Genomic DNA, 21,674 nt, shown 5'->3' on the forward strand with positions numbered 1-21,674 from the left:
GTAGCCAATGCCTTGCAGCCTTGCACAGCACCTGTGGGAGCGGGCATGCCCGCGAAGAAGCCAACCCGGTCTTGATCTATGCCCGCGGCACCTCGGCCCACCTGCGCCGACTGAACTTCAACCGCACCCGCAAGCGCCGATGCTCGTCAACCCCCAACGCATCCCGCGGTATGCACTGGCTCTCCCCTACCCATCGCCCCGCCCGCTCAAAGCGCAACACCACCAGCCCAGGCACCGCCACGCTGTCCCTGCACAACCGCACCGGCTGCCAGCCACGGGCAAGGCTGAACACCTGCCAGCCGCGCACATCACGGCGCAAGCCGACAACGGCATGCGCATGCGTCAACAGGATACGTCGGGGAATGGCCCAGCCAGCGTGGGCAATACAGGCGGCGGCAATGGCAAGGGCCAACCACCCGGGCAGCGGGCTCGCCCACACGGCAAGCCACGCCAACACCTGGCAAGCCAGGTAGGCCGCTAGCAGCAGGCGCGAGCCTTGCCAGCGGCACTCGAAACACTCACTTGGGCTGGACACGGTCCAGGATGATGCGGACCATGCGCTGCAACTCCGGGTCTTCGGACTCGGTGCGCTCCATGAACCAGCCGAACATGTCCTGATCCTCGCAGCTCAGCAGGCGCACGTACAGTTCGCGATCGGCGTCGTTGAGCGTCGGGTAGACTTCCTGGGTGAAAGGCACCAGCAGTACGTCCAGTTCCAGCATGCCGCGGCGGCTGTGCCAGAAAAGCCGGTTGAGTTCAGTTTGTTCGACCATGGGGCCCTCCTCGAATGGCCCGCCAGTATACAGCCAGGCGAGCGATGCGACACCGGGCGTTGGTCTAGTCACCTACCTATTTTGTTACTGGCGTTCTATGATGGCCGCCAGTCTTTAGCCACCGCGATGACCCATGGCCGATTCCGCTTTCTTCTGCCCCCTGTCCCACGAGGGCATCCTCGCCGTCCGCGGCTCCGATGCAGGCAAGTTCCTGCAAGGCCAGCTGACCTGCAACATCAACTACCTCAGCCAGGAACACGCCAGCCTCGGCGCCCGCTGCATGGTCAAGGGGCGCATGCAGTCGAGTTTCCGCATCCTGCCCGAAGGCAACGGCTACTTGCTGGCCATGGCCAGCGAACTGCTTGAAGCACAACTGGCCGACCTTAAGAAGTACGCCGTGTTCTCCAAGGCCACGCTGACCGATGAAAGCGCCGCCTGGGCACGCTTTGGCATGCAAGGTGGCGAAGCTGCGCTGCTGGCGCTGGGGCTCGACGTGCCCGCAGCCGCTGGCAGCACCGTGCGCCATGAAGGCCTGATCGCCATTGCCGTTTCTACAGGCCGGGTAGAGCTGTGGGTGCCGGCGGAAAATGCCGAAACGGTACGCCAGGCCCTCGCCAGAGCCTTGCCTGAGGGCAGCCTCAACGACTGGCTGCTGGGGCAGGTACGCGCCGGTATCGGCCAGGTCACGGGGCCGACCCGCGAGCTGTTCATCCCGCAGATGATCAACCTGCAAGCCGTTGACGGCGTCAGCTTCAAGAAAGGTTGCTACACCGGCCAGGAAATCGTCGCCCGCATGCAGTACCTGGGCAAGCTCAAGCGCCGCCAGTACCGCCTGGCACTGGACCAGCAGGCCATTCCGGCTCCGGGTGCAGAGATTTTCTCGCCGACCCATGGTTCGTCAGTCGGTGAAGTGGTCATAGCTGCCGGCAATGGTGCAGGCTGCGAGCTGCTTGCAGTGCTCAGCGCCGAGGCAGTGGCAGACGACAACCTGCACCTGGGCAGCCTGGAAGGCCCGCGCCTGCAAGTGCTGACCCTGCCTTACGAACTGGACCGCGACCGGGAAATCCAGCGCTGACCAGCCTGCCCCGCCTCCGTGGCGGGGCCGCACCACCACTGCGGTAGACACGCCCATGAACAAGCTGGCCGAGATGGTTCAAGCACAGTTGCTCGATGCCATCGAAAAGGATGACCTGGTCCTGCCGACCCTGCCTGAGGTTGCCTTGAGCATCCGTGAGGCAGCGGAAGACAGCGAGATCAGCGTAGCGGCCCTGAGCAAGGTGATCGGTCGCGACGCGGCCCTTTCAGCGCGCCTGATCAAAGTAGTCAACAGCCCGCTGCTACGCGCAGCGGTCGAGGTTACCGACCTGCACACCGCCATCACGCGGCTGGGCATCAACTACAGCTGCAACCTGGCCATCGGCCTGGTGATCGAGCAGATCTTCCATGCCCGCTCTTCGACAGTTGAGCAAAAGCTGCGGGATATCTGGGCAAACAGCCTTGAAGTTGCGGGCATCAGCTACGAAATATGCAGGCGCTACACGCAGCTCAAGCCCGACCAGGCCACCTTGGGCGGGCTGGTCAACCAGATTGGCGCACTGCCGGTGCTCATCTACGCAGAGGAGCACAACGAGCTGCTGTCAGACCCGGTTTGCCTGCATTACGTGATCGAGCAGATCCAGCCGGTGCTGGGGGACAAGATCCTCAAGGCCTGGGAATTTCCAGAACAGCTGGTCAACCTGCCAAGCCAGCTTCAGGACCTGGACCGGCAGACCGACAAGGTCGACTACATCGACATCGTGCAGATCGCCCGCTGCATCAGCCAGCGTGGGCGTCATCGACCCTTGGCGGCGCTGCCGGCATATCGCCACCTGGGGTTGCCGTTTGGTACTGAGCTGGAAGTGGATGAGCTGCTTGAGGCGCGGAGCATGTTGCGCTAAAGGGTCTTAGCCCTGCCGGCCTCTTCGCGGGCATGCCCGCTCCCACAGGGACCTCACTGCTTTAACGGGCTGCGCCGTATCTGTGGGAGCGGGCGCGCCCGCGAAGAGGCCAGCACAGGCAACCCATCAATCGGCAATAAAGCTCACCCGCACCCGCAACCCGCCATTGGCACCATCATGCAGGCTCACCTGCGCCAGGTGCGCCCGGCAGATCTCGCCGACAATTGCCAGACCAAGCCCACTGCCCTGGGCACTGCGCCGGTAGAAGCGCTCGAATACACGCTCGCGCTCGGCCTCGGGAATGCCTGGCCCATCGTCCTCCACCTCCAGCACCGCTGGCGCCACCACCCGCAAGATCACGTTACCGCCCTCTGGCGTATGCGCCAGGGCATTGTCTACCAGGTTGCTCAGCAGTTCGTTGAGCAGCGTCGGCTCGCCCTTGAGCCACACAGGCGCCTCGGCTTCCAGCGCCAACGCCACCCCGCGTTTGTGCGCAAGAGGCGCCATCGCCATGCCCAGCTCACGTGCCAGCTGGCTCAGGTCCAGGCGCTGTGCGCCACCTTCGGCAATCGCCCGTGCGCCATTCTCGACCCGCGCCAGCGACAGTAACTGGTTGGCCAGATGGGTCAGGCGGTCAGTGCCCTGGGCCGCAGACTCCAGCGTCTGCCGCCACTCCTGCGGCTCGGATGAGCGCAAGCCAAGCTCCACCCGCGCCTTCAGGGCCGCCAGCGGCGTACGCAGTTCGTGAGCAGCATCGGCAATAAACTGCGCCTGGCGCTCGAACTGACCGCGCAGGCGCTCGGTAAAGTGGTTCAAGGCCCGCACCAGCGGCCCCAGTTCACGCTGCACCTGCACCACGGGCAACGCCCGCAGGTCGTCCGGCTGGCGCTCTTCCACCGCCGTACGCAGCCGCTCCAGCGGCCTGAGCGCCGCACTCACGGCAAACCACACCATCACCAGCGCTCCCAGCGCCAGCATGCCCAGGCGCAGCAGGGTATCGGCCATCAGCCCACGGGCCATGCGCACCCGCGCCTCCTCGGTCTCGGCCACGCGGATTTCCGCCATGCCGTTCATGTTCGGCTCGGTCACCGCCTTCAGCAGGCTGACCACACGTACATCCTGGCCAAGGTAGGTGGCGTTGTAGAACCGCGCCAAGGCGGGGTAGTCGTCGGTACGCGGCGTGCCCGGCGGCGGTGGCGGCAGGTTCTCGTAACCGGAAATCAGCCGCTGCTTGATGTCCAGCACCTGGTAGTAGATGCGCCCGGCACTGTCGTAGGCGAAGGTATCGAGGGCCACGTAGGGCACATCCGCGCTCAGCGACCCGTCTCGCTGCGACAGGCCGGCAGCAATGGTCCGCGCCGAGGCCAGCAGGGTGCGGTCGTAGGCAGTGTCGGCCGCCTCACGGCCATTCCAGTAAGCGCTCAGGCCGCTGGCCAGCATCAACACCACCAGCAGCAGGGCCAGGTTGCCCAGCAGGCGCCCGCGCAGGCTGCCGTTGTCACGCATCGCGGTGCTCTAGCAGGTAGCCCAGCCCACGGAAGGTGACGATGGCCACCGGGTGGCCGTCGAGCTTCTTGCGCAGGCGGTGGATGTAGATTTCGATAGCATCGGGGCTGGCTTCTTCGTCCAGGCCGAACACCTGGGCTGCCAGTTGCTCCTTGCTCATCACCCGGCCCGGGCGGGCAATCAGCGCTTCCAGCACGCTTTGCTCGCGCGAGGTCAGGGTCAGGTTGTCATCGCCGAGGGTGAAGCGCCGGGTATCCAGGTCGTAGACCAGCGGCCCGCAGCGTTGCTGGCGCTCGCCACCCAGTACGCTGCGGCGCAGCAGGGCCTTCACCCGCGCCTCCAGCTCGGTCAGTTCGAACGGTTTGGCCAGGTAGTCATCGGCCCCCAGATTCAGGCCATGCACCCGGTCCTTGACGTCGCTGCGCGCGGTCAGCATCAGCACCGGCACGGTCTTGCCACGACCGCGCAGGCGCGCCAGCACCTCGAAGCCGTCCATGCGCGGCAAGCCGACATCCAGCACAGCCACGGCATATTCCTCGCTGGCCAGGGCCAGGTCGGCAGCCACGCCGTCATGCAACACATCCACGGTCAGGCCGTGGCTCTTCAAGGCCTGGGCCACGCTTTCGGCCAGTTGCAGGTGGTCTTCGACCAGCAGCACACGCATCGGATTCTCCCTGCTCGGGTGGGGCGGTGGCGCGGAGTGTACCGCTGTCACCAAGCCTGTGAAGCCCCTTGTAACAAACCTTTCTCGCTGAAAGGTTAGCGAAAGGTTCGTTGCCTAGCATCGCACCACGGTCGCGCTTCGCGCCGAAAAAAGCACCAGCAAGGTGCAACGAATAAGAACAATAAACGGAGTCATCGACGATGCTGTCATCGCAGCCGCAGGCGCTCACGCCTACCCGTTCCTTTGCCGCACGCCCCTCCGCCATCGCCAGCGCCCTTGCGCTTGCCGGTGTCGCCCCGATGAGCCAGGCCGCCTTCTTCGAAGACAGCACAGCCACCTTCGAAACCCGTAACATGTACTTCAACCGCGACTTCCGCGATGGCACCAGTGCGCAGCAATCCAAGCGCGACGAGTGGGCCCAGGGCTTCATCCTCAACTTCGAGTCGGGCTACACCGATGGCACCGTAGGTTTCGGCCTGGACGCACTGGGCATGCTCGGCATCAAGCTCGACTCCAGCCCCGACCGCACCGATACCGGCCTGCTGCCCACCCACGATGACGGCAAGGCTGCCGACGAGTATTCCAAGCTCGGCCTGACCGGCAAGGTGAAGATCTCCCAGACCGAACTGAAAATCGGCACCCTGATCCCCGAGCTGCCGACCCTGCAGCCCAACGACGGGCGCATCCTGCCGCAAACCTTCGAAGGCGGCCTGCTCACCTCGAAGGAGATCAAGGGCCTGACCTTCACCGGCGGGCGCCTGGACAAGGCCAAGGACCGCAACGATACCAACTGGGAAGACCTGGCGCTGAACAACAAGAACGGCCGCTTTGGTGGCACGTTCAGCGCGGACAACCTGGCCCTGGGCGGGCTGGACTACCAGTTCACCGACCGCATCACCGGCAGCTATCACTTCGCTCAGCTCGACGACATCTACCGCCAGCACTTCATTGGCATGGTCGCCACCCAGCCGTGGGGCCCGGGCACCTTCGGCGCCGACCTGCGCCTGGCCGTGAGCGACGACGCCGGTGCCGCCAAGGCCGGCAACATCGACAACACCACCGTCAACGGCATGCTCAGCTACGCCCTGGGCGGGCACAAGGTCAGCGCCGCCTGGCAGCAGCTGTCCGGGGATAGCGCCTTCCCTTACGTCGATGGTGCCGACCCGTACCTGGTCAACTTCGTCCAGATCAACGACTTTGCCGGCGCCGACGAGCGCTCCTGGCAAGCGCGCTACGACTACAACTTCGCCGCCCTCGGCGTGCCCGGCCTGACCTTCATGACCCGCTACATCAGCGGCGACAACGTCAGCCGCGCCGCGGGTGGCGAAGGCAAGGAATGGGAACGCAACACCGAACTGAAGTACGTGGTACAAAGCGGCCCGTTGAAGAACGTCGCCGTGCGCCTGCGCAACGCCACCTTCCGCTCCAACTTTGCCCGCGACGCGGACGAGGTGCGGTTGCTGGTGAGCTATAGCGTCGCCCTGTGGTAACCCAATAACAACAATGCTCACGGAGATAGACGATGACCTTTTCACTGCGCCGCCTCGTCCTCGCTACCGGCTGCCTGCTGTTGGCCGGCAACGCCCTGGCTGCTGAACCGAAACGCCCTGAATGCATCGCCCCCGCTTCGCCCGGCGGTGGCTTCGACCTGACCTGCAAACTGGTGCAAAGCGCCCTGGTGCAGGAAAAGATCCTCAGCAAACCGATGCGCGTCACCTACATGCCAGGCGGCGTCGGCGCGGTGGCTTACAACGCCGTGGTTGCTCAGCGCCCGGCGGATGCCGGCACCCTGGTGGCCTGGTCCAGCGGCTCGCTGCTGAACCTGGCACAAGGCAAGTTCGGCCGCTTCGATGAAAACGCAGTGAAGTGGCTGGCCGCCGTCGGCACCAGCTACGGTGCCATCGCCGTGAAAAGCGATTCGCCCTACAAAACCCTCGATGACCTGGTTGCGGCCCTGAAGAAAGACCCGAGCAAGGTGGTAATCGGCTCTGGCGGCACGGTCGGCAGCCAGGACTGGATGCAGACCGCCTTGATCGCCAAGGCTGCCGGCATCAACCCGCGTGACCTGCGTTACGTGGCCCTGGAAGGCGGTGGCGAAATTGCCACGGCGCTTCTCGGTGGCCACATCCAGGTGGGTTCTACCGACATCTCCGACTCCATGCCACACATCCAGAGCGGCAACATGCGCATCCTCGCGGTGTTCTCGGAAAACCGCCTGGACGAACCCGAGATGAAGAACATCCCCACCGCCAAGGAACAGGGCTACGACATCGTCTGGCCGGTGGTGCGCGGCTTCTACCTGGGGCCAAAGGTGAGCGACGAGGATTACGCCTGGTGGAAGCAGTCGTTCGACAAGATGCTGGCCTCGGAAGACTTCGCCCAGCTGCGTGACCAGCGTGAGTTGTTCCCGTTCGCCATGACCGGCGAAGAACTGGACGGCTATGTGAAGAAGCAAGTGGCTGACTACAAGGCACTGGCCAAGGAATTTGGCCTGATTCAGTAACCCGCCACCGCCCTTTCACCGGTCCCTGTGGGAGCGAGCGTGCCCGCGAAGAAGACACCGCGGTGCCTGGCACCGGCGTTGCCGGTGTTCGCGGGCATGCCCGCTCCCACAGGATCCGTGCTCAAAGAGGACTCTGCAATGATCCTGCAACGCATCTTCGCCCTGGCCCTGCTGGCGGTGTGCGCCGCCCTGGCCGTGATGGCCTGGCCCTACCAGGCGGCGTTTTCCTATGAACCGGTGGGCCCCCGTGCCTACCCGCTGCTGATGCTCGGCCTCATGAGCCTTGGCCTGCTGTACCTGGTGTTTCGCCCCACGCCTATCGTGCGCAAGGACGACGAACCGGAACTGGACCGCGAAACCCTGACCAAGATCGCCGCCTGTGTCGGCCTGCTGGTCGTTTTCGCCGCTACCTTCGAGCCCCTTGGCTTTATCCTCAGCGCCATCCTGGTCGGTTTGCCCATGGCCCGCCTGTACGGTGGCCGCTGGCTGTACAGCGCCATCGTGGTGGTCGGCATGAGCATCTTCCTCTACTGGCTGTTCGACCGCGTGATGGACGTGCCCCTGCCCCTTGGCCTGCTGAGCGTACTGGAGAACTGACACATGGATACCTTGAGCTACCTGGGCCAGGGCTTCGGCGTCGCCCTGTCCCCCTATAACCTGGTCACCGCCCTCTCCGGCACGTTGATCGGCACCGTGGTCGGCCTGCTGCCGGGCCTGGGCCCGATCAACGGCGTGGCCCTGCTGATTCCCATCGCCTTCGCCCTGGGCCTGCCGCCAGAGTCGGCACTGATCCTGCTGGCAGCGGTGTACCTGGGCTGCGAATACGGCGGGCGTATCAGTTCGATCCTGCTGAACATCCCGGGCGAGGCCTCGACGGTGATGACCACCCTCGACGGTTACCCAATGGCCCGCCAAGGCCTGGCCGGCGTGGCGCTTTCGCTGTCGGCCTGGAGTTCGTTCATCGGTGCCTTCATCGCCACCTGCGGCATGGTGCTGTTCGCCCCGCTGCTGGCGAAATGGGCCATTGCCTTCGGCCCGGCGGAGTACTTCGTGCTGATGGTCTTCGCCATCGTCGCCCTGGGCGGCATGGCAGGTGACAAACCCCTGAAAACCTTCATTGCCGCGCTGATCGGCCTGTTCCTTTCCGCCGTCGGCATCGATGCCAACAGCGGCGTCTACCGCTTTACCGGTGACAGCGTGCACCTGGCCGACGGCATCCAGTTCGTGGTGTTGGTACTGGGCCTGTTCTCCATCAGCGAAATCCTCCTGCTGCTGGAAAAGACCCACCATGGCCACCAGGCGGTAAAAGCCACCGGGCGCATGCTGTTCAACTTCAAGGAAGCAGCCTCGGTGTTCGTGGTCAACATCCGTTGCGGCCTGCTCGGCTTCATCATGGGCGTGCTGCCTGGCGCAGGCGCCACGCTGGCCAGTGCCGTGGCCTACATGACCGAGAAACGCATGGCTGGGGAAAGCGGCAAGTTCGGCAAGGGCGATGCCCGTGGCCTGGCCGCACCGGAAACCGCCATTGGCGCGTCCTGCTGTGGCGCCCTGGTACCGATGCTCACCCTGGGTGTACCTGGCTCTGGCACCACTGCAGTAATGATTGGCGCCCTCACCCTTTACAACATCACCCCCGGCCCACTGCTGTTCGAACAGCAGCCGGACATTGTCTGGGGCCTGATCGCCTCGCTGTTCATCGCCAACATCATGCTGGTGATCCTCAACATCCCGATGATCCGCATCTTCACCCGCATCCTTGCCGTGCCAAACTGGGCGCTGGTACCGGTGATCGCCATCATCACCGCCATCGGCGTGTACGCCGTGCATGCCACCACCTTCGACCTGTTCCTGATGGTCGGCATCGGCATCATGGGTTACATCCTGCGCAAGCTGGACTTCCCGTTGTCGCCGATCCTGCTCGGCTTCATCCTCGGCGGGCTGATGGAGCAGAACCTGCGCCGCGCGCTGTCGATCTCCAACGGTGAACTGGGCATCCTCTGGTCGAGCCCGATCAGCATGGGCGTCTGGGCACTGGTGGTGCTGATGCTCGCCCTGCCGCTGCTGCGCATCTGGCGCAAACGCAGCCAGCAGCGCAGGGCCCTGGCCGATGCCTGATAGACCGTTGCCGCTGTTTATTGCAACCGGGCTGGTCGGCCTTGCTGGTGGTTACATCGCCAGCAAGGTCGGCTGGCCTCTGCCGTGGATGGTCGGCTCGTTGCTGGCGATCATCCTGGTGCGCTGCCTCACGCCCTGGCAGTTGTCGGAAATCCCCAATGGCCGCAAGTGCGGGCAGTGCATCATCGGCATCGGCATTGGCCTGCACTTTACCCCGGCCGTGATCGAGCAGGTGGGCAGCCATTTTGCGCTGATATTCTTCGGCGCGCTGTTCACTACCCTGTCCAGCGTGATCAGCGTGTGGCTGCTGCGACGCACCGGCGAAGACCGCGCCACGGCGTTTTTCGCCAGCATGCCTGGCGGATCGGGGGAGATGGTCAACCTCGGCGCACGTAACGGCGCAGTACTCAGCCAGGTGGCCGCAGCACAGAGCTTGCGGGTACTGGCGGTGGTGCTGTGCGTACCGGCGCTGTTCAAGTTCTTGCTGGGTGACGGGGTGCCGCTGAATCACGCCGGCAGCGTCAGCTGGGGCTGGCTGGCCTTGATCGCGCCGTTGGGCGTTGCCGTCGCGCTGCTGTGGCAGCGGTTGCGTCAGCCTAACCCCTGGCTGTTCGGGCCATTGCTGGTGGCGGCTACGGTGAGCCTGGCCGGCAACCTGCAAATCGCCCTGCCCAATGGCGCCAGCCAGATTGGTCAGTGGTTGATTGGCAGTGGCCTTGCCTGCCACTTCAACCGTGCGTTCTTCCGCCGGGCACCGTCATTCCTGGGGCGTACCCTGGTGGCCACCGCGTTGTGCATGGCGATTGCCGCCAGCGCCGCATGGGTGCTTAGCGTGATGACCGCGCTGGATTTGCGCTCGTTGACACTGGGGATGATGCCGGGAGGGATTGCCGAAATGAGCCTGACGGCGGAGACCCTGCAACTGTCGGTTCCGCTGGTAACGGCGCTGCAGGTGATGCGGTTGTTGTTCGTGCTGTTTCTGGCGGAGCCGCTGTTCCGCTTGTGGAACACAACCCCGGAATAACCGTGTCGCCTGCTTCGCGGGCTTGCCCGCTCCCACAGGTTTGGCGCAAGCCGTGAGGGCGGCGCTGTACCTGTGGGAGCGGGCAAGCCCGCGAAGCAGGCGACACGGTCTGTCAGATCATCACAACGGCGGCAACGCCCAATTGATCGGCGCCATGCCCCGTTGTTCGAGGAAGCTGTTGGTCCGGCTGAAATGCCCGCAGCCCAGAAACCCTCGGTAAGCCGACAACGGCGACGGGTGCACCGACTTCAGCACAAGGTGCTTGGTCCCGTCGATCAGCTTCTGCTTGCTCTGTGCGTGCGCGCCCCACAGCAAGAACACCACGTTAGGGCACTGCTCGCTGACCACCTGGATGACCCGGTCGGTAAAGAATTCCCAGCCTTTCTTGGCATGCGAAGCGGCATTGGCACGCTCCACGGTCATGGTAGTGTTGAGCAGCAGCACGCCCTGCTCGGCCCAGCTTTGCAGGTAGCCGTGGCTGGCAATCGGGATGTTCAGGTCGCGCTGCAGTTCCTTGTAGATGTTGACCAGCGACGGCGGCGTGGCCACGCCCGGTTGTACCGAGAAGCACAGGCCATGGGCCTGGCCGGGCCCGTGGTAAGGGTCCTGGCCAAGAATCACGACTTTCACCTGGTCCAGCGGTGTCGAATTGAGTGCGTTGAAGATCAGCGGGCCAGGCGGGTAGATCTCCTTGCCGGCAGCGTACTCGCCACGCAGGAACTCGCGCAGCTGATGCATGTAGGGCTGGTCGAATTCGCCGCGCAGTGCGGCCTTCCAGCTGGGTTCGAGTTTGATGCGATCGTCGTCAGTCATGGGGCCATCCGTAATCAATGGCGCGACACTAGGTAAGCCCTCCCCGCTTGTCAAACGATCCGACCGACGACCGGCATGTTCGGCCAGGCAGGCCATACTTGAGCGATGACTTGAGCGAGGTAGTCCATGGCCATTCACTGCGAGGTACTCACCGGCGCCGATGGCGCCCGCATCGGCATTGCCACCCTGGATGCACCCAAGGCACTCAATGCCATCAACTTGCCCATGATCGAAGTATTGGGCGAACAACTGCATGCCTGGGCACACGACCCGGGCATCGTCTGCGTGTTGCTGCGTGGCAACGGCGCCAAAGCCTTTTGCGCCGGTGGCGATGTACGCGCCCTGGCGCAAGGCTGCCGTGACCACCCCGGCAGCGTACCGCCACTGGCCGCGAGTTTCTTTGCCGCCGAATATCGCTTGGACTTCTCCCTGCATACCTACCCCAAACCGCTGCTGTGCTGGGGGCATGGGCATGTGCTGGGGGGCGGCATGGGGCTGCTGCAAGGTGCCAATGTGCGCATCGTCACGCCCAGCAGCCGGCTGGCCATGCCGGAAATCAGCATCGGCCTGTACCCGGACGTGGGCGCCAGCTGGTTCCTGGCTCGGCTGCCGGGCAAGCTAGGTTTGTTCCTGGGGCTGACGGGCGCGCCGATCAACGCCCGCGACGCCCTCGACCTGGGCCTGGCCGACCGTTTTCTGGGCGAGCACCAGCAAGAGGCGTTGATCGAAGAGTTGCTGCAACTGAACTGGCAGGAACAAACGGCCCTGCAATTGAACAGCCTACTCAAGGCCGAACAGCACCGCGCCTGCGCCGAGCTACCCGAAGCCCAGTGGCTGCCGCGGCGGCAGGTGATCGATGCGTTGCTAGACGTGGCAGATGCGGCGGCGGCCTGGCGCGCGCTGGAAGGGCTCAAGCATCATGACGATCCGCTGCTGGCTGATGCCGGCCAACGGCTGCATCAGGGTTGCCCGCTCACGGCACACCTGGTGTGGGAGCAAATTCGCAGGGCACGGCATCTGTCGTTGGCTCAGGTATTCCAGATGGAATACAGCATGAGCCTGAACTGCTGCCGCCACCCCGAGTTCAGCGAAGGCGTACGCGCACGCTTGCTGGACAAGGACGACCAGCCGCACTGGCACTGGCCCGATGTGGCGCAGGTGCCCGCGGCGGTGGTCGAGGCTCATTTTGCCAAGGTATGGGAGGGGCGGCACCCGTTAGCGGATCTGGGGTAGGTTCAAGCACCTGGGGCGCCTTGCGCCCCCCGCTTTCACTCAGCTACCGCTGCCAGTTGCCCCCTTGCCCCTGACCACGCCGGCCATCCCAGCGCCCGCCGCCGTTCCCCGGCCCATTGGAATGCGAATCGCCATGCTGGTAGCGCTGGCTGCCATCGCGATAGTCATGCCGATCACGATCCTGCCTGTAGTCTTGCCGCTGGCGATTGCCATAGTCATAGCGCGGGTTGCCGTGCCACCGGTTCACCCCCGGCTGTGGGTATGGCCGGTATTGCGGCGCAGGCGCTGGCCGGTAGTAATAGCGCGGCGCCGGCTGGTAGTAATAACGTGGTTGCGGCGTCACGTAATAGCGGTCGTAGCGGTAATAGCCAGGCGAAACATAGCGGTCGGTGGAGTAGTAATCCGAACGATAATAGCCCCCGCTCTCGTAGTACGGAGCACAGGCGGAAGTCATCAGCCCTAGCAGGGCGATCAACAGGATTCGATAGGACATGGCGGCCTCCTGGACCGCTGGAGTGCCCGAACAGCGGCGCTGGCGAGCGTCGATGCGTAATGCGTTCATCGACATTGAATAAGACCGCAGCGCCGAGGTGCAGTGCCCTTTTTGCAAAAATTTGATACAGGTGCGATAACCCTGAAAAACTTGCAGTCATTTATCGGTCATCTCACTAGAATGAGCGGTCAGGCACACATCATGGGAAGATCATGCCCTTACGTTCCGCTCTGTTTTCGCAGCGCTCGCTGATCCTGACCCTGCTCACGCTACTGGCCTGCGGTTTCCTCGCCACTTCCCTGCTCAGCTACTTCGCCTCGCGCAGTGCCATACGCGACGGCATCATCAATACCGAACTGCCGCTGACCTCCGACACGGTCTATTCGGAAATCCAGAAAGACCTGATCCGCCCGGTACTGATCGCCTCGATGATGGCCCAGGACACCTTCCTGCGTGACTGGGTGCTGTCGGGTGAAAAGGACACCCAGCGCATGACGCGTTACCTTGGCGAAGTCATGGGCAAGCAGGACACCTTCACGTCCTTTTTCGTGTCTGACCGCACGCTTACGTACTACCAGGCCAAAGGTGTACTCAAGCACGTAGAGCCAGGTACCTGGCGCGATGCCTGGTATTTCCGCCTGCGCGATCTCAAGGCCCCCTACGAAATCAACGTCGACCTGGACATGGCCAACCAGGACAGCCTGACCGTGTTCATCAACTACCAGGTGCACGACTACCAGCACCGCTTCATCGGCGCCGCCGGGGTGGGGTTGAGCGTTTCGTCGGTGGTCAGGCTGATCGATCAGTACCAGCGCCGCTACCAGCGTTCAGTGCTGTTCATCGATGCCAAGGGCAAGGTATTGCTCACCGGCTCCGAAGGGGGGCCGCATGGTTTGAGGGTTGGCCAGCCACTGGGCGAAAACCCCGAGCTGAGTGACCTGCTGGCGCAGCAGCCAGTGCCCGCCGAAGGCAGCCACGAGTACCGTGACAGCGACAACCACAGCCACTTCCTCAACGTGCGCCACCTGCCCGAACTGGACTGGTACCTGCTGGTGGACAAGCGCGAAACCGGCGCCCTCGACCGCATCCGCCACTCGCTGTACCTGAACCTGGCGATCTGCGCGATGATCACCCTGGTGGTGCTGGCGCTGGTGCATGCCATGGTCCGCCGCCATCAGGCCAGCATCGAGACCTTGGCCACCCTCGACAGCCTCACGGGCCTGCCCAACCGGCGCAGCTTCGACCTGCTCGCTGCCCAAGCCTTGCATGAAGCCCAACGCGACAGCGGCCCGCTGGTGGCACTGCTGATCGACCTGGATCACTTCAAGGCACTGAATGACACCCACGGCCACCTGGCAGGCGACGAAGTGCTGCGCCAGTTCGCCAATGTGCTGCAAGTCAGCCTGCGACAGTCGGATATACTCTGCCGTTGGGGCGGCGAAGAATTCATCGTGCTGCTGCGTGAAGCCGAAGGCCGGCAGGCCATCGAAGTGGCGGAAAAAATCCGCCGCCGTACCGAACAGCTCACCTTCAGCTACGACGAACAACCGCTGCGCCTGACCACCAGCATCGGCCTGAGCAGCCTGCAGCCAGGGGACACCCTGCATGCCCTGCTGACCCGCGCCGACCGTGCGCTTTATCGTGCCAAGCAGGCCGGCCGCAACCGCGTCTGCAGTGAAACCCAAGATGAATGACAACCAACATTGCCCCGCTTGCGGCGCCCTCAACCAATGCAGCCTGGCCGACCCTCGTCGCGCCACCCAGGCCTGCTGGTGTTTCAGCGTGAGTATCGACCCGGCCGTGCTCCAGGCGTTGCCTGCCGAACTGCGAGACAAAGCCTGCCTGTGCCCGCGCTGCGCCGCCGTTGAAGAACAACTCCGATCAACCACTGCTCACTGACCTGTTGCAATGCGCCTCGACCGTTTCCTCGCCAACCTGCCCAACCACAACCGCCAGCAAGTGCGCCTGATGCTGGCGCAACGCCGTGTGCGGGTAGACGGCCAGGTGGTCAGCGACCCGCTGACTGAGGTACGCGAATTCAGCCGCGTGCAACTGGACGACCAGTTGTTGCAGGCGGGCCGCCCGGCCCGTTACCTGATGCTGCACAAGCCCGCTGGTTGCGTCAGCGCCACCCAGGATCCGCAACACCCGACCGTGCTCGACCTGCTGCCCGATACGCTGCGGGCCGACCTGCACATCGCCGGGCGTCTGGACTTCAACACCACCGGCCTGATGATCCTGACCAACGATGGCCAATGGTCACGGCGCCTGACCCAGCCTGCCACCAAGCAGCCCAAGCACTACCTGGTGCAAACCGAGGACGAGATTGGCGAGCATTACGAGGCCAAGTTCCGTGAGGGTTTCTACTTTGCCTTTGAAGACCTCACCACCCTGCCCGCCCAACTGGACATCCTTGGCCCGCGTCAGGCCCGACTGGCGATCGTCGAAGGGCGTTATCACCAGGTCAAGCGCATGTTCGGGTTCTTCGACAACAAGGTGGTGGGGTTGCATCGGGAGAGCATGGGGGCGATCCGCCTGGACCCTGGTTTGGCGCCCGGGGAGTTTCGTGAGCTGACGGCCGAGGAAATAGCCACCGTCTAGGTCGCCTGCTCGGGCCTCTTCGCGGGCACGCCCGCTCCCACAGGTACCCCACACGGTTCAGGACATGTGCTATCCCTGTGGGAGCGGGCGTGCCCGCGAAAGGGCCGGAACAGACAGCCCAGGGTCGTCATACGACCGCTCAGCGACAAAAGTCACAAAATCTCCCGAACGGCACTTGCAGGAACGCTGACCCACTGCTTGAATCCAAATCGTCAGTCTGCATGTGACTACCAAGTCACGCCCGCAGTCGAAGACACCTTTTGCCGGCTACCCAAGGCCTAGATGCCTTGGGGCACGGCAAATTGCCCGCCAAAAACAATACCGTCGACGCACGTGCCAAGGATCGACACAGGGCCCCCGGTTTCTCTTCAGGCAAATGCCTACCTGTCATAAAGAACGTGCACCCTAGGTGACGCGAATACCCTTTTTGCGCCAGGAGTCGATGACATGAGGCCAGAAATTGCTGTACTTGATATCCAAGGTCAGTATCGGGTTTACACGGAGTTCTATCGCGCGGAAGCGGCCGAGAATACGATCATCCTGATCAATGGCTCGCTGGCTACCACCGCCTCGTTCGCCCAAACGGTACGTAACCTGCACCCGCAGTTCAACGTAGTACTGTTCGACCAGCCGTATGCCGGCAAGTCCAAGCCGCACAACCGCCAGGAACGCCTGATCAGCAAGGAGACCGAGGCGCATATCCTGCTTGAGCTGATCGAGCACTTCCAGGCAGACCACGTAATGTCGTTCTCGTGGGGTGGCGCAAGCACGCTGCTGGCGCTGGCGCACCAGCCACGGTGCGTGAAGAAAGCAGTGGTGAGTTCGTTCTCGCCGGTGATCAACGAGCCGATGCGCGACTACCTGGACCGTGGCTGCCAGTACCTGGCTGCCTGCGACCGGTATCAGGTCGGCAACCTGGTCAACGACACCATCGGCAAGCACCTGCCGTCACTGTTCAAACGCTTCAACTACCGGCACGTCAGCAGCCTGGACAGCCACGAGTATGCGCAGATGCACTTCCACATCAACGAGGTGCTGCAACACGACCTGGAGCGAGCGCTGCAGGGCGCGCGCAATATCGACATCCCGGTACTGTTCGTCAACGGTGACCGCGACGAGTACACCACGGTCGAAGATGCCCGGCAGTTCGGCAAGCATGTGGGCAAGAGCCAGTTCAGCGTGATCCGTGACGCTGGCCACTTCCTGGACATGGAAAATAAAACTGCCTGTGAAGATACTCGCAGCGTCCTGCTCGGTTTCCTCAAGCCTACCGTGCGTGAAACCCGCCATCGCTACCAGCAAGTACAACAGGGGCAGCATGCATTGGCCATCTGAGCAGCTCGGCGCCCTTTGGCAGATACCCGCAGGCCACAGGGTGCCGACAAGCTTTTTTTATAACTTGGGCTTCTAATTCGTGGAAGGTTCTGGTAAAAAGTGCTGCGCAGACGCGGGTATAGTTTAGTGGCAAAACGAAAGCTTCCCAAGCTTTAGTTGAGGGTTCGATTCCCTCTACCCGCTCCACACCGCATTCCCGCATGGCGTTCCGGTAACGTCATCGCAGTCAAAAGGAGCCTTGGCTCCTTTTTTCGTTTTAGCCCCCCCCGGTTTGACCCGGCCCATGGCCAATTGCCTGTCGATCCGCTTCAATGCGTAGATGGTTACGTGAAGCATTTCGAAAGGACGACACATGTTTCTCTCCCGCTGGCTACCGGGCCTTGCCAACCTGTTGCACTACCGCCGCGAATGGCTGCATGCCGATTTGCAGGCCGGGCTTTCGGTCGCAGCCATCCAGATCCCCATCGCCATTGCCTACGCACAGATCGTCGGCCTGCCGCCGCAGTACGGCCTCTACGCCTGCGTGCTGCCCATGATGGTCTATGCGTTGATCGGCAGTTCGCGCCAGCTGATGGTCGGCCCCGACGCCGCCACTTGCGCGATGATCGCCGGGGCCGTGGCGCCGCTGGCCCTGGGCGACACGCAGCGCATTGCCGAACTGTCGGTGATCGTCACCGTGCTGGTCGGGGTGATGCTGATCGCGGCGGGCCTGGCCCGTGCCGGGTTCATCGCCAGCTTCTTCTCACGGCCGATCCTGATCGGCTACCTCAATGGCATCGGCCTGAGCCTGATCGCCGGACAGCTGTCCAAGGTCGTAGGGTTCAAGATCGAAGGCGACGGTTTTATCCTCAGCCTGGTCAACTTCCTCCAGCGCCTGGGTGAAATCCATTGGGTCACGTTGCTGATCGGCCTGGCCGCCCTGGGCCTGCTTATCTGGCTGCCCCGGCGCTACCCGCGCCTACCCGCAGCGCTAACCGTGGTGGCGCTGTTCATGTTGCTGGTCGGCCTGTTTGGCCTGGACCGCTTTGGCGTCGCCATCCTCGGCCCGGTGCCTGCCGGCATTCCGCAACTGGCCTGGCCGCACAGTAATCTGGCAGAAATGAAAAGCCTGTTGCGGGACGCCCTGGGTATCGCCACCGTCAGTTTCTGCAGCGCCATGCTCACTGCCCGCAGCTTTGCCGCACGGCACGGCTATGCGATCAACGCCAACCATGAATTCGTCGCCCTGGGCGTGAGCAACCTGGCAGCCGGGGTCTCCCAGGGTTTTGCCATCAGCGGCGCCGACTCACGCACCGCTGTCAATGACATGGTCGGGGGTAAAAGCCAGCTGGTGGGTATCATCGCTGCGCTGGTGATCGCCCTGATCCTGCTGTTCTTCACCGCACCGATGGCGTGGATTCCACAGGCAGCATTGGGTGCTGTGCTGCTGATGGCCGGCTGGGGGCTGATCGATATCAAGTCGCTGGGGCGCATCCGCCGCCTGAGCCGCTTCGAGTTCTGGCTGTGCCTGCTGACCACGGTCGGCGTGCTGGGGCTGGGTGTGCTGCCTGGTATCGTGTTTGCTGTAACCCTGGCGATCCTGCGCCTGCTGTACAGCATCTACCAGCCCACCGATGCCGTGCTGGGCTGGCTACCGGGCACCGAAGGCCAGGTCGACATCCGCAAATTCAAGGACGCCCGCACCGTGCCGGGCCTGGTGGTATACCGCTTCGACGACGCGATCCTGTTCTTCAACGCCGACTACTTCAAGATGCGTTTGCTCGAAGCCGTGCAAAGCCAGGATCAGCCCAAGGCCGTGCTGTTCGATGCCGAAGCGGTCACCAACATTGACGTCAGCGGCATTGCTGCCCTGCGCGAGGTACGCGACACCCTGGCGGCGCAGGGCATCTTCTTTGCCATCGCACGCGCCCGCGGCACTTTCTTGCGCATGCTGGTGCGCTCCGGGATGGCGCGGGAGATGGAAGACAAGCTGCTGTTCGGCTCGGTGCGGGCGGGGATTCGGGCGTATCGGGTTTGGCGTAACCGCAACCGCAGCGTGCCAGTTGCCGAACAGGGATGAAGAAGTGTTTTATTGCCACTGGCCCTATCGCCGGCAAGCCAGCTCCCACAGGTGCGACGCAAGGCTCATGGCTGTGCCGTACCTGTGGGAGCTGGCTTGCCGGCGATAGGGCCAGTGCTGGGAACACAATGCCTTTGCCCCGACACAAACCCTCGCACGCCTTGCATCACGTGCTAAAGTCGCCCCCGCTCCCCGCTCCACCCAACGGACTCCAGCATGCCTGCACTTGACGCCACCCTCACCCCCTGGCCAGAACTCGCCGCCCGCCATCCCTGCGATGCCCTGCTGCTGGGCAACGGCGCCAGTCGCGCAGTGTGGAAGCCGTTCGGCTACTTCTCGCTATATGAGGAAGCACAACGCGCAGGCCGCAAGAAAGGCCTGGCGGTCAGTGACCAGGCCCTGTTCAAGTCCTTGGGCACGGAACTGTTCGAACCCGTACTCAGCGCCCTCAACACCACCGTGCGCGCCAACGCTGCGCTGGCCATCAACTCCACCGCACCGCTGAACCGCTATTACTCGATCAAGGAAGCGTTGATCCACGCCGTGCGCACGGTGCACCTTCCGTGGCCGCTGCTGCCGTCAGCCACCCTGGCAACGCTCAACCAGGCCCTGCGCGGTTACCGCAGCGTCTACACCAGCAACTACGACCTGCTGTTGCCGTGGGCCGTGCAACACGCTCCGCAAGGCTTTGCCGAACTGTTCGACGAGCAAGGTTTCTTCGACGTACGCCGCACCCGCACCGAAGGCACCCGGGTACTGCACCTGCATGGTGGCCTGCACCTGCTGAAGCTGCCCGATGGCACCACCCGCCAGCGCAGCGCCGACAACGCCGAACTGCTTGACGGCTTTGCCGTGAATATACCCGGTGAAGTACCGCTGTTCGTGAATGAAGACCGTAGCGATGAAAAACTGCGGGCCATCCGTCACTCCGATTATTTGAGCTGGTGCCTTGGGCAACTGGCACAGGAGAGCAAAGGGCTATGTCTGTTCGGGCAGCACCTGGACAACAGCGACCAGCACCTGCTCGAAGCCATCCGACAGGCCCGGCCGCAGCACCTGTCGATTGCCATCAGGCCGTTGAGCGAGGCCTCGGTGATCAACCAGAAGCAGCATTTTGTTGATCGGTTTGGAGATTTGGCGGGGACGCAGTTGCATTTCTTTGATGCCAGTACGCATCCGCTGGGGCCGGCAAATCTGGCGATCGAGTTACCAGCCGCTCGAGGCTAGCACGCTCACTGGCAGGAGCGCTGCCAACAGGCTTGCTGGGTTGCTTTTAAAGCAACCCATCCGCCCGCAGCAACGTCTCCAGGCAATGTTCCTGCACCCCATAGAACGCCTTGAGCTGGCCAATCTTCTCCAGCAACGCCTCGTTGCCCCCCGCCTTCTGCCGCTTCACCGCAAGAATCATCTTGTTCTTGTTGGTGTGTTCCAGCGAGATGAACTCGAACACCTTGGTCTCGTAACCGCAGGCTTCCAGGTACAGCGCGCGCAGGCTGTCGGTGAGCATTTCGGCCTGCTGGCCCAGGTGCAGGCCGTATTGCAGCATGGGTTGCAGCAACCCCGGGCTGTGCAGTTGCGGGCGGATCTGCTTGTGGCAGCACGGCGAGCACATGATGATCGCGGCGTTGCAGCGGATACCGGTGTGGATGGCGTAGTCAGTGGCGATATCACACGCATGCAGGGCGATCATCACTTCGATGGCCTCGGGCACGACGCTGCGTACATCACCGCACTGGAATTCCAGGCCCAGGTGCTCCAGGCGCGAAGCAGCGGCATTGCACAAGTCGACCATGTCCTGGCGCAGTTCAACACCGGTGACCTGTGCCTCGCGGCCCAGGCTGTTGCTGAGGTAGTCATGCATGGCAAAGGTCAGGTAGCCCTTGCCTGAGCCGAAGTCGGCCACCCGCAGTGCCTGCTGCGCAGGTACCGTCGCACTGGCCAGGGCGTGATCGAATACCTCGATGAACTTGTTGATCTGCTTCCACTTGCGCGACATGGACGGGATCAATGCACCTTGTGCATCGGTCACGCCAAGGTCACGCAGGAACGGCCTCGACAAATCCAGGTAGCGCTTCTTCTCGCGGTCATGGCCGCTGCTCGCCGTTGCCTCGCGTTGCGCCTGCGCGCCGTGACGTTGCAGCATCGGCTTGCCCTTCTTGCTGAACGTCAGCTGCACCTCGCCGTCAGCATCGAACAGGTGGGCGTTGCGGAAGCTGTCCGGCAGCAGTTCGGCCACCAGCGCCTGCGCCTGATCCAGCGGCAGGTTGCGGGTGATGTCGCGGGTCTGGTGACGGTAGACCAGCGACAGACATGCCTGGCCCTTGACCTGCAGCGGCTTGGCGATGACCCGTTGCAAGGTCTGGTCGGCACCGACATGGCGCGCCAGCACCAGTTTGACCAATGTGTCGCCGTGCAGGGCGGCGTTCAGCAGGTCGAGAAACTGAGCGCGCGCATCCGGCGCGGAGGGGGCGGAAGTACTGGCGGACATGAAAAGGGCCTTAAGTAGCGGAACGCATATTCTAACGCGCCCCAAGTACCCTGTGGGAGCGGGCGTGCCCGCGAAACAGGCGACACGGTGCCTGGCACCGGCTTCGCCGGTGTTCGCGGGCACGCCCGCT

The 21,674-nt window shown here is 63.4% G+C and carries 21 protein-coding genes and 1 tRNA gene; 15 read left to right on the forward strand and 7 right to left on the reverse strand.

The genetic code is table 11. From position 1 onward, the window contains the following. Positions 1–76: 76 nt before the first annotated feature. Both ACFY9W_RS16600 and ACFY9W_RS16605 read right to left on the reverse strand, forming a co-directional pair. The gene (locus ACFY9W_RS16600) at positions 77–535 is read right to left on the reverse strand and encodes a protein YgfX (RefSeq protein ID WP_391132096.1); all 459 of its coding nucleotides are present in this window, start codon (positions 533–535) and stop codon (positions 77–79) included. Then, entirely contained in the window at positions 519–773 is a 255-nt protein-coding gene (locus ACFY9W_RS16605) for a succinate dehydrogenase assembly factor 2 (RefSeq protein WP_391132098.1), read from the reverse strand. The genes ACFY9W_RS16600 and ACFY9W_RS16605 overlap by 17 nt, the downstream gene beginning before the upstream one ends. A 133-nt stretch (positions 774–906) precedes the next feature. On the opposite strand from ACFY9W_RS16605, the gene ACFY9W_RS16610 reads away from it, so the two are divergent. Together ACFY9W_RS16610 and ACFY9W_RS16615 are read left to right on the forward strand one after the other, a co-directional pair. Continuing rightward, entirely contained in the window at positions 907–1,848 is a 942-nt protein-coding gene (locus tag ACFY9W_RS16610) for a YgfZ/GcvT domain-containing protein (RefSeq protein ID WP_391132100.1), read from the forward strand. A gap of 55 nt (positions 1,849–1,903) precedes the next feature. Further along, on the forward strand, positions 1,904–2,710 hold the full coding sequence (locus ACFY9W_RS16615; RefSeq protein ID WP_391132102.1) for an HDOD domain-containing protein: 807 nt from the start codon (positions 1,904–1,906) through the stop codon (positions 2,708–2,710). 126 nt (positions 2,711–2,836) lie between these two features. Here ACFY9W_RS16615 and ACFY9W_RS16620 read toward each other — a convergent pair whose 3' ends face one another. Together ACFY9W_RS16620 and ACFY9W_RS16625 are read right to left on the reverse strand one after the other, a co-directional pair. After that, positions 2,837–4,216 carry a sensor histidine kinase N-terminal domain-containing protein gene (locus tag ACFY9W_RS16620; protein WP_391132104.1) on the reverse strand — a complete coding sequence of 460 codons (1,380 nt, stop codon included), beginning with the start codon at positions 4,214–4,216 and terminating at the stop codon, positions 2,837–2,839. Continuing rightward, positions 4,209–4,880 (reverse strand): response regulator, encoded by a 672-nt coding sequence (locus tag ACFY9W_RS16625; RefSeq protein WP_391132106.1) that lies wholly within the window; start codon positions 4,878–4,880, stop codon positions 4,209–4,211. Before ACFY9W_RS16625 ends, ACFY9W_RS16620 begins: the two co-directional genes overlap by 8 nt. A gap of 200 nt (positions 4,881–5,080) precedes the next feature. Here ACFY9W_RS16625 and ACFY9W_RS16630 point away from each other — a divergent pair, with 200 nt between their 5' ends. The 5 genes from ACFY9W_RS16630 to ACFY9W_RS16650 all read left to right on the forward strand — a co-directional run bounded on the left by ACFY9W_RS16630 (position 5,081) and on the right by ACFY9W_RS16650 (position 10,522). Then, on the forward strand, positions 5,081–6,370 hold the full coding sequence (locus tag ACFY9W_RS16630) for an OprD family outer membrane porin (protein WP_391132108.1): 1,290 nt from the start codon (positions 5,081–5,083) through the stop codon (positions 6,368–6,370). Between the two features lie 32 nt (positions 6,371–6,402). Next, positions 6,403–7,383 (forward strand): tripartite tricarboxylate transporter substrate binding protein, encoded by a 981-nt coding sequence (locus tag ACFY9W_RS16635; protein ID WP_201200917.1) that lies wholly within the window; start codon positions 6,403–6,405, stop codon positions 7,381–7,383. Between the two features lie 138 nt (positions 7,384–7,521). Then, on the forward strand, positions 7,522–7,980 hold the full coding sequence (locus ACFY9W_RS16640; protein ID WP_391132111.1) for a tripartite tricarboxylate transporter TctB family protein: 459 nt from the start codon (positions 7,522–7,524) through the stop codon (positions 7,978–7,980). Between the two features lie 3 nt (positions 7,981–7,983). Continuing rightward, positions 7,984–9,498: a tripartite tricarboxylate transporter permease gene (locus tag ACFY9W_RS16645; RefSeq protein ID WP_391132113.1), complete on the forward strand. Its 1,515-nt coding sequence runs from the start codon at positions 7,984–7,986 to the stop codon at positions 9,496–9,498. Further along, entirely contained in the window at positions 9,491–10,522 is a 1,032-nt protein-coding gene (locus ACFY9W_RS16650; protein WP_391132114.1) for an AbrB family transcriptional regulator, read from the forward strand. Before ACFY9W_RS16645 ends, ACFY9W_RS16650 begins: the two co-directional genes overlap by 8 nt. A gap of 120 nt (positions 10,523–10,642) precedes the next feature. Here ACFY9W_RS16650 and ung read toward each other — a convergent pair whose 3' ends face one another. After that, positions 10,643–11,335 (reverse strand): uracil-DNA glycosylase, encoded by a 693-nt coding sequence (gene ung / locus ACFY9W_RS16655; protein ID WP_012273947.1) that lies wholly within the window; start codon positions 11,333–11,335, stop codon positions 10,643–10,645. Between the two features lie 126 nt (positions 11,336–11,461). Here ung and ACFY9W_RS16660 point away from each other — a divergent pair, with 126 nt between their 5' ends. Then, on the forward strand, positions 11,462–12,568 hold the full coding sequence (locus tag ACFY9W_RS16660; protein ID WP_391132117.1) for a 3-hydroxyisobutyryl-CoA hydrolase: 1,107 nt from the start codon (positions 11,462–11,464) through the stop codon (positions 12,566–12,568). A 43-nt stretch (positions 12,569–12,611) separates the two neighbouring features. Here the strand turns inward: ACFY9W_RS16660 and ACFY9W_RS16665 are convergent, their stop codons facing one another. Next, positions 12,612–13,061: a hypothetical protein gene (locus ACFY9W_RS16665; RefSeq protein WP_391132119.1), complete on the reverse strand. Its 450-nt coding sequence runs from the start codon at positions 13,059–13,061 to the stop codon at positions 12,612–12,614. Between the two features lie 212 nt (positions 13,062–13,273). Between ACFY9W_RS16665 and ACFY9W_RS16670 the strand changes: the two genes are divergently transcribed. The 7 genes from ACFY9W_RS16670 (at position 13,274) to ACFY9W_RS16700 (ending at position 20,283) form a co-directional block, all read left to right on the forward strand. Continuing rightward, the gene (locus ACFY9W_RS16670) at positions 13,274–14,755 is read left to right on the forward strand and encodes a diguanylate cyclase (RefSeq protein WP_391132121.1); all 1,482 of its coding nucleotides are present in this window, start codon (positions 13,274–13,276) and stop codon (positions 14,753–14,755) included. After that, positions 14,748–14,960 (forward strand): cysteine-rich CWC family protein, encoded by a 213-nt coding sequence (locus ACFY9W_RS16675; protein ID WP_391132123.1) that lies wholly within the window; start codon positions 14,748–14,750, stop codon positions 14,958–14,960. The genes ACFY9W_RS16670 and ACFY9W_RS16675 overlap by 8 nt, the downstream gene beginning before the upstream one ends. Positions 14,961–14,969: 9 nt before the next feature. Further along, positions 14,970–15,662, forward strand: a complete 693-nt coding sequence (locus ACFY9W_RS16680; RefSeq protein WP_391132125.1) for a pseudouridine synthase — start codon at positions 14,970–14,972, stop codon at positions 15,660–15,662. A 447-nt stretch (positions 15,663–16,109) separates the two neighbouring features. Next, complete coding sequence (gene phaG, locus ACFY9W_RS16685) at positions 16,110–16,997, forward strand: (R)-3-hydroxydecanoyl-ACP:CoA transacylase (protein ID WP_391132127.1); 888 nt, start codon at positions 16,110–16,112, stop codon at positions 16,995–16,997. Positions 16,998–17,109: 112 nt separating this feature from the next. Further along, positions 17,110–17,183, forward strand: a tRNA-Gly gene (locus ACFY9W_RS16690). A 166-nt stretch (positions 17,184–17,349) separates the two neighbouring features. Then, complete coding sequence (locus ACFY9W_RS16695; protein WP_391132129.1) at positions 17,350–19,056, forward strand: sulfate permease; 1,707 nt, start codon at positions 17,350–17,352, stop codon at positions 19,054–19,056. A 216-nt stretch (positions 19,057–19,272) separates the two neighbouring features. Beyond that, on the forward strand, positions 19,273–20,283 hold the full coding sequence (locus tag ACFY9W_RS16700) for a DUF4917 family protein (protein WP_391132130.1): 1,011 nt from the start codon (positions 19,273–19,275) through the stop codon (positions 20,281–20,283). 46 nt (positions 20,284–20,329) lie between these two features. Here ACFY9W_RS16700 and ACFY9W_RS16705 read toward each other — a convergent pair whose 3' ends face one another. Then, complete coding sequence (locus ACFY9W_RS16705) at positions 20,330–21,544, reverse strand: methyltransferase (RefSeq protein ID WP_391132132.1); 1,215 nt, start codon at positions 21,542–21,544, stop codon at positions 20,330–20,332. Positions 21,545–21,674: the final 130 nt, after the last annotated feature.

The organism is Pseudomonas sp. NPDC008258, assembly GCF_042956345.1.
Lineage (GTDB): Bacteria > Pseudomonadota > Gammaproteobacteria > Pseudomonadales > Pseudomonadaceae > Aquipseudomonas.

Excerpts from the sequence above, each read along its gene's own strand:
- ACFY9W_RS16605 (WP_391132098.1), bottom strand. The coding sequence starts at position 773 with ATGGTCGAACAAACTGAACTCAACCGGCTTTTCTGGCACAGCCGCCGC.
- ACFY9W_RS16610 (WP_391132100.1), top strand. The coding sequence starts at position 907 with ATGGCCGATTCCGCTTTCTTCTGCCCCCTGTCCCACGAGGGCATCCTC.
- ACFY9W_RS16615 (WP_391132102.1), top strand. The coding sequence starts at position 1,904 with ATGAACAAGCTGGCCGAGATGGTTCAAGCACAGTTGCTCGATGCCATC.
- ACFY9W_RS16620 (WP_391132104.1), bottom strand. The coding sequence starts at position 4,216 with ATGCGTGACAACGGCAGCCTGCGCGGGCGCCTGCTGGGCAACCTGGCC.
- ACFY9W_RS16625 (WP_391132106.1), bottom strand. The coding sequence starts at position 4,880 with ATGCGTGTGCTGCTGGTCGAAGACCACCTGCAACTGGCCGAAAGCGTG.
- ACFY9W_RS16630 (WP_391132108.1), top strand. The coding sequence starts at position 5,081 with ATGCTGTCATCGCAGCCGCAGGCGCTCACGCCTACCCGTTCCTTTGCC.
- ACFY9W_RS16635 (WP_201200917.1), top strand. The coding sequence starts at position 6,403 with ATGACCTTTTCACTGCGCCGCCTCGTCCTCGCTACCGGCTGCCTGCTG.
- ACFY9W_RS16640 (WP_391132111.1), top strand. The coding sequence starts at position 7,522 with ATGATCCTGCAACGCATCTTCGCCCTGGCCCTGCTGGCGGTGTGCGCC.
- ACFY9W_RS16645 (WP_391132113.1), top strand. The coding sequence starts at position 7,984 with ATGGATACCTTGAGCTACCTGGGCCAGGGCTTCGGCGTCGCCCTGTCC.
- ACFY9W_RS16650 (WP_391132114.1), top strand. The coding sequence starts at position 9,491 with ATGCCTGATAGACCGTTGCCGCTGTTTATTGCAACCGGGCTGGTCGGC.
- ung (WP_012273947.1), bottom strand. The coding sequence starts at position 11,335 with ATGACTGACGACGATCGCATCAAACTCGAACCCAGCTGGAAGGCCGCA.
- ACFY9W_RS16660 (WP_391132117.1), top strand. The coding sequence starts at position 11,462 with ATGGCCATTCACTGCGAGGTACTCACCGGCGCCGATGGCGCCCGCATC.
- ACFY9W_RS16665 (WP_391132119.1), bottom strand. The coding sequence starts at position 13,061 with ATGTCCTATCGAATCCTGTTGATCGCCCTGCTAGGGCTGATGACTTCC.
- ACFY9W_RS16670 (WP_391132121.1), top strand. The coding sequence starts at position 13,274 with ATGCCCTTACGTTCCGCTCTGTTTTCGCAGCGCTCGCTGATCCTGACC.
- ACFY9W_RS16675 (WP_391132123.1), top strand. The coding sequence starts at position 14,748 with ATGAATGACAACCAACATTGCCCCGCTTGCGGCGCCCTCAACCAATGC.
- ACFY9W_RS16680 (WP_391132125.1), top strand. The coding sequence starts at position 14,970 with ATGCGCCTCGACCGTTTCCTCGCCAACCTGCCCAACCACAACCGCCAG.
- phaG (WP_391132127.1), top strand. The coding sequence starts at position 16,110 with ATGAGGCCAGAAATTGCTGTACTTGATATCCAAGGTCAGTATCGGGTT.
- ACFY9W_RS16695 (WP_391132129.1), top strand. The coding sequence starts at position 17,350 with ATGTTTCTCTCCCGCTGGCTACCGGGCCTTGCCAACCTGTTGCACTAC.
- ACFY9W_RS16700 (WP_391132130.1), top strand. The coding sequence starts at position 19,273 with ATGCCTGCACTTGACGCCACCCTCACCCCCTGGCCAGAACTCGCCGCC.
- ACFY9W_RS16705 (WP_391132132.1), bottom strand. The coding sequence starts at position 21,544 with ATGTCCGCCAGTACTTCCGCCCCCTCCGCGCCGGATGCGCGCGCTCAG.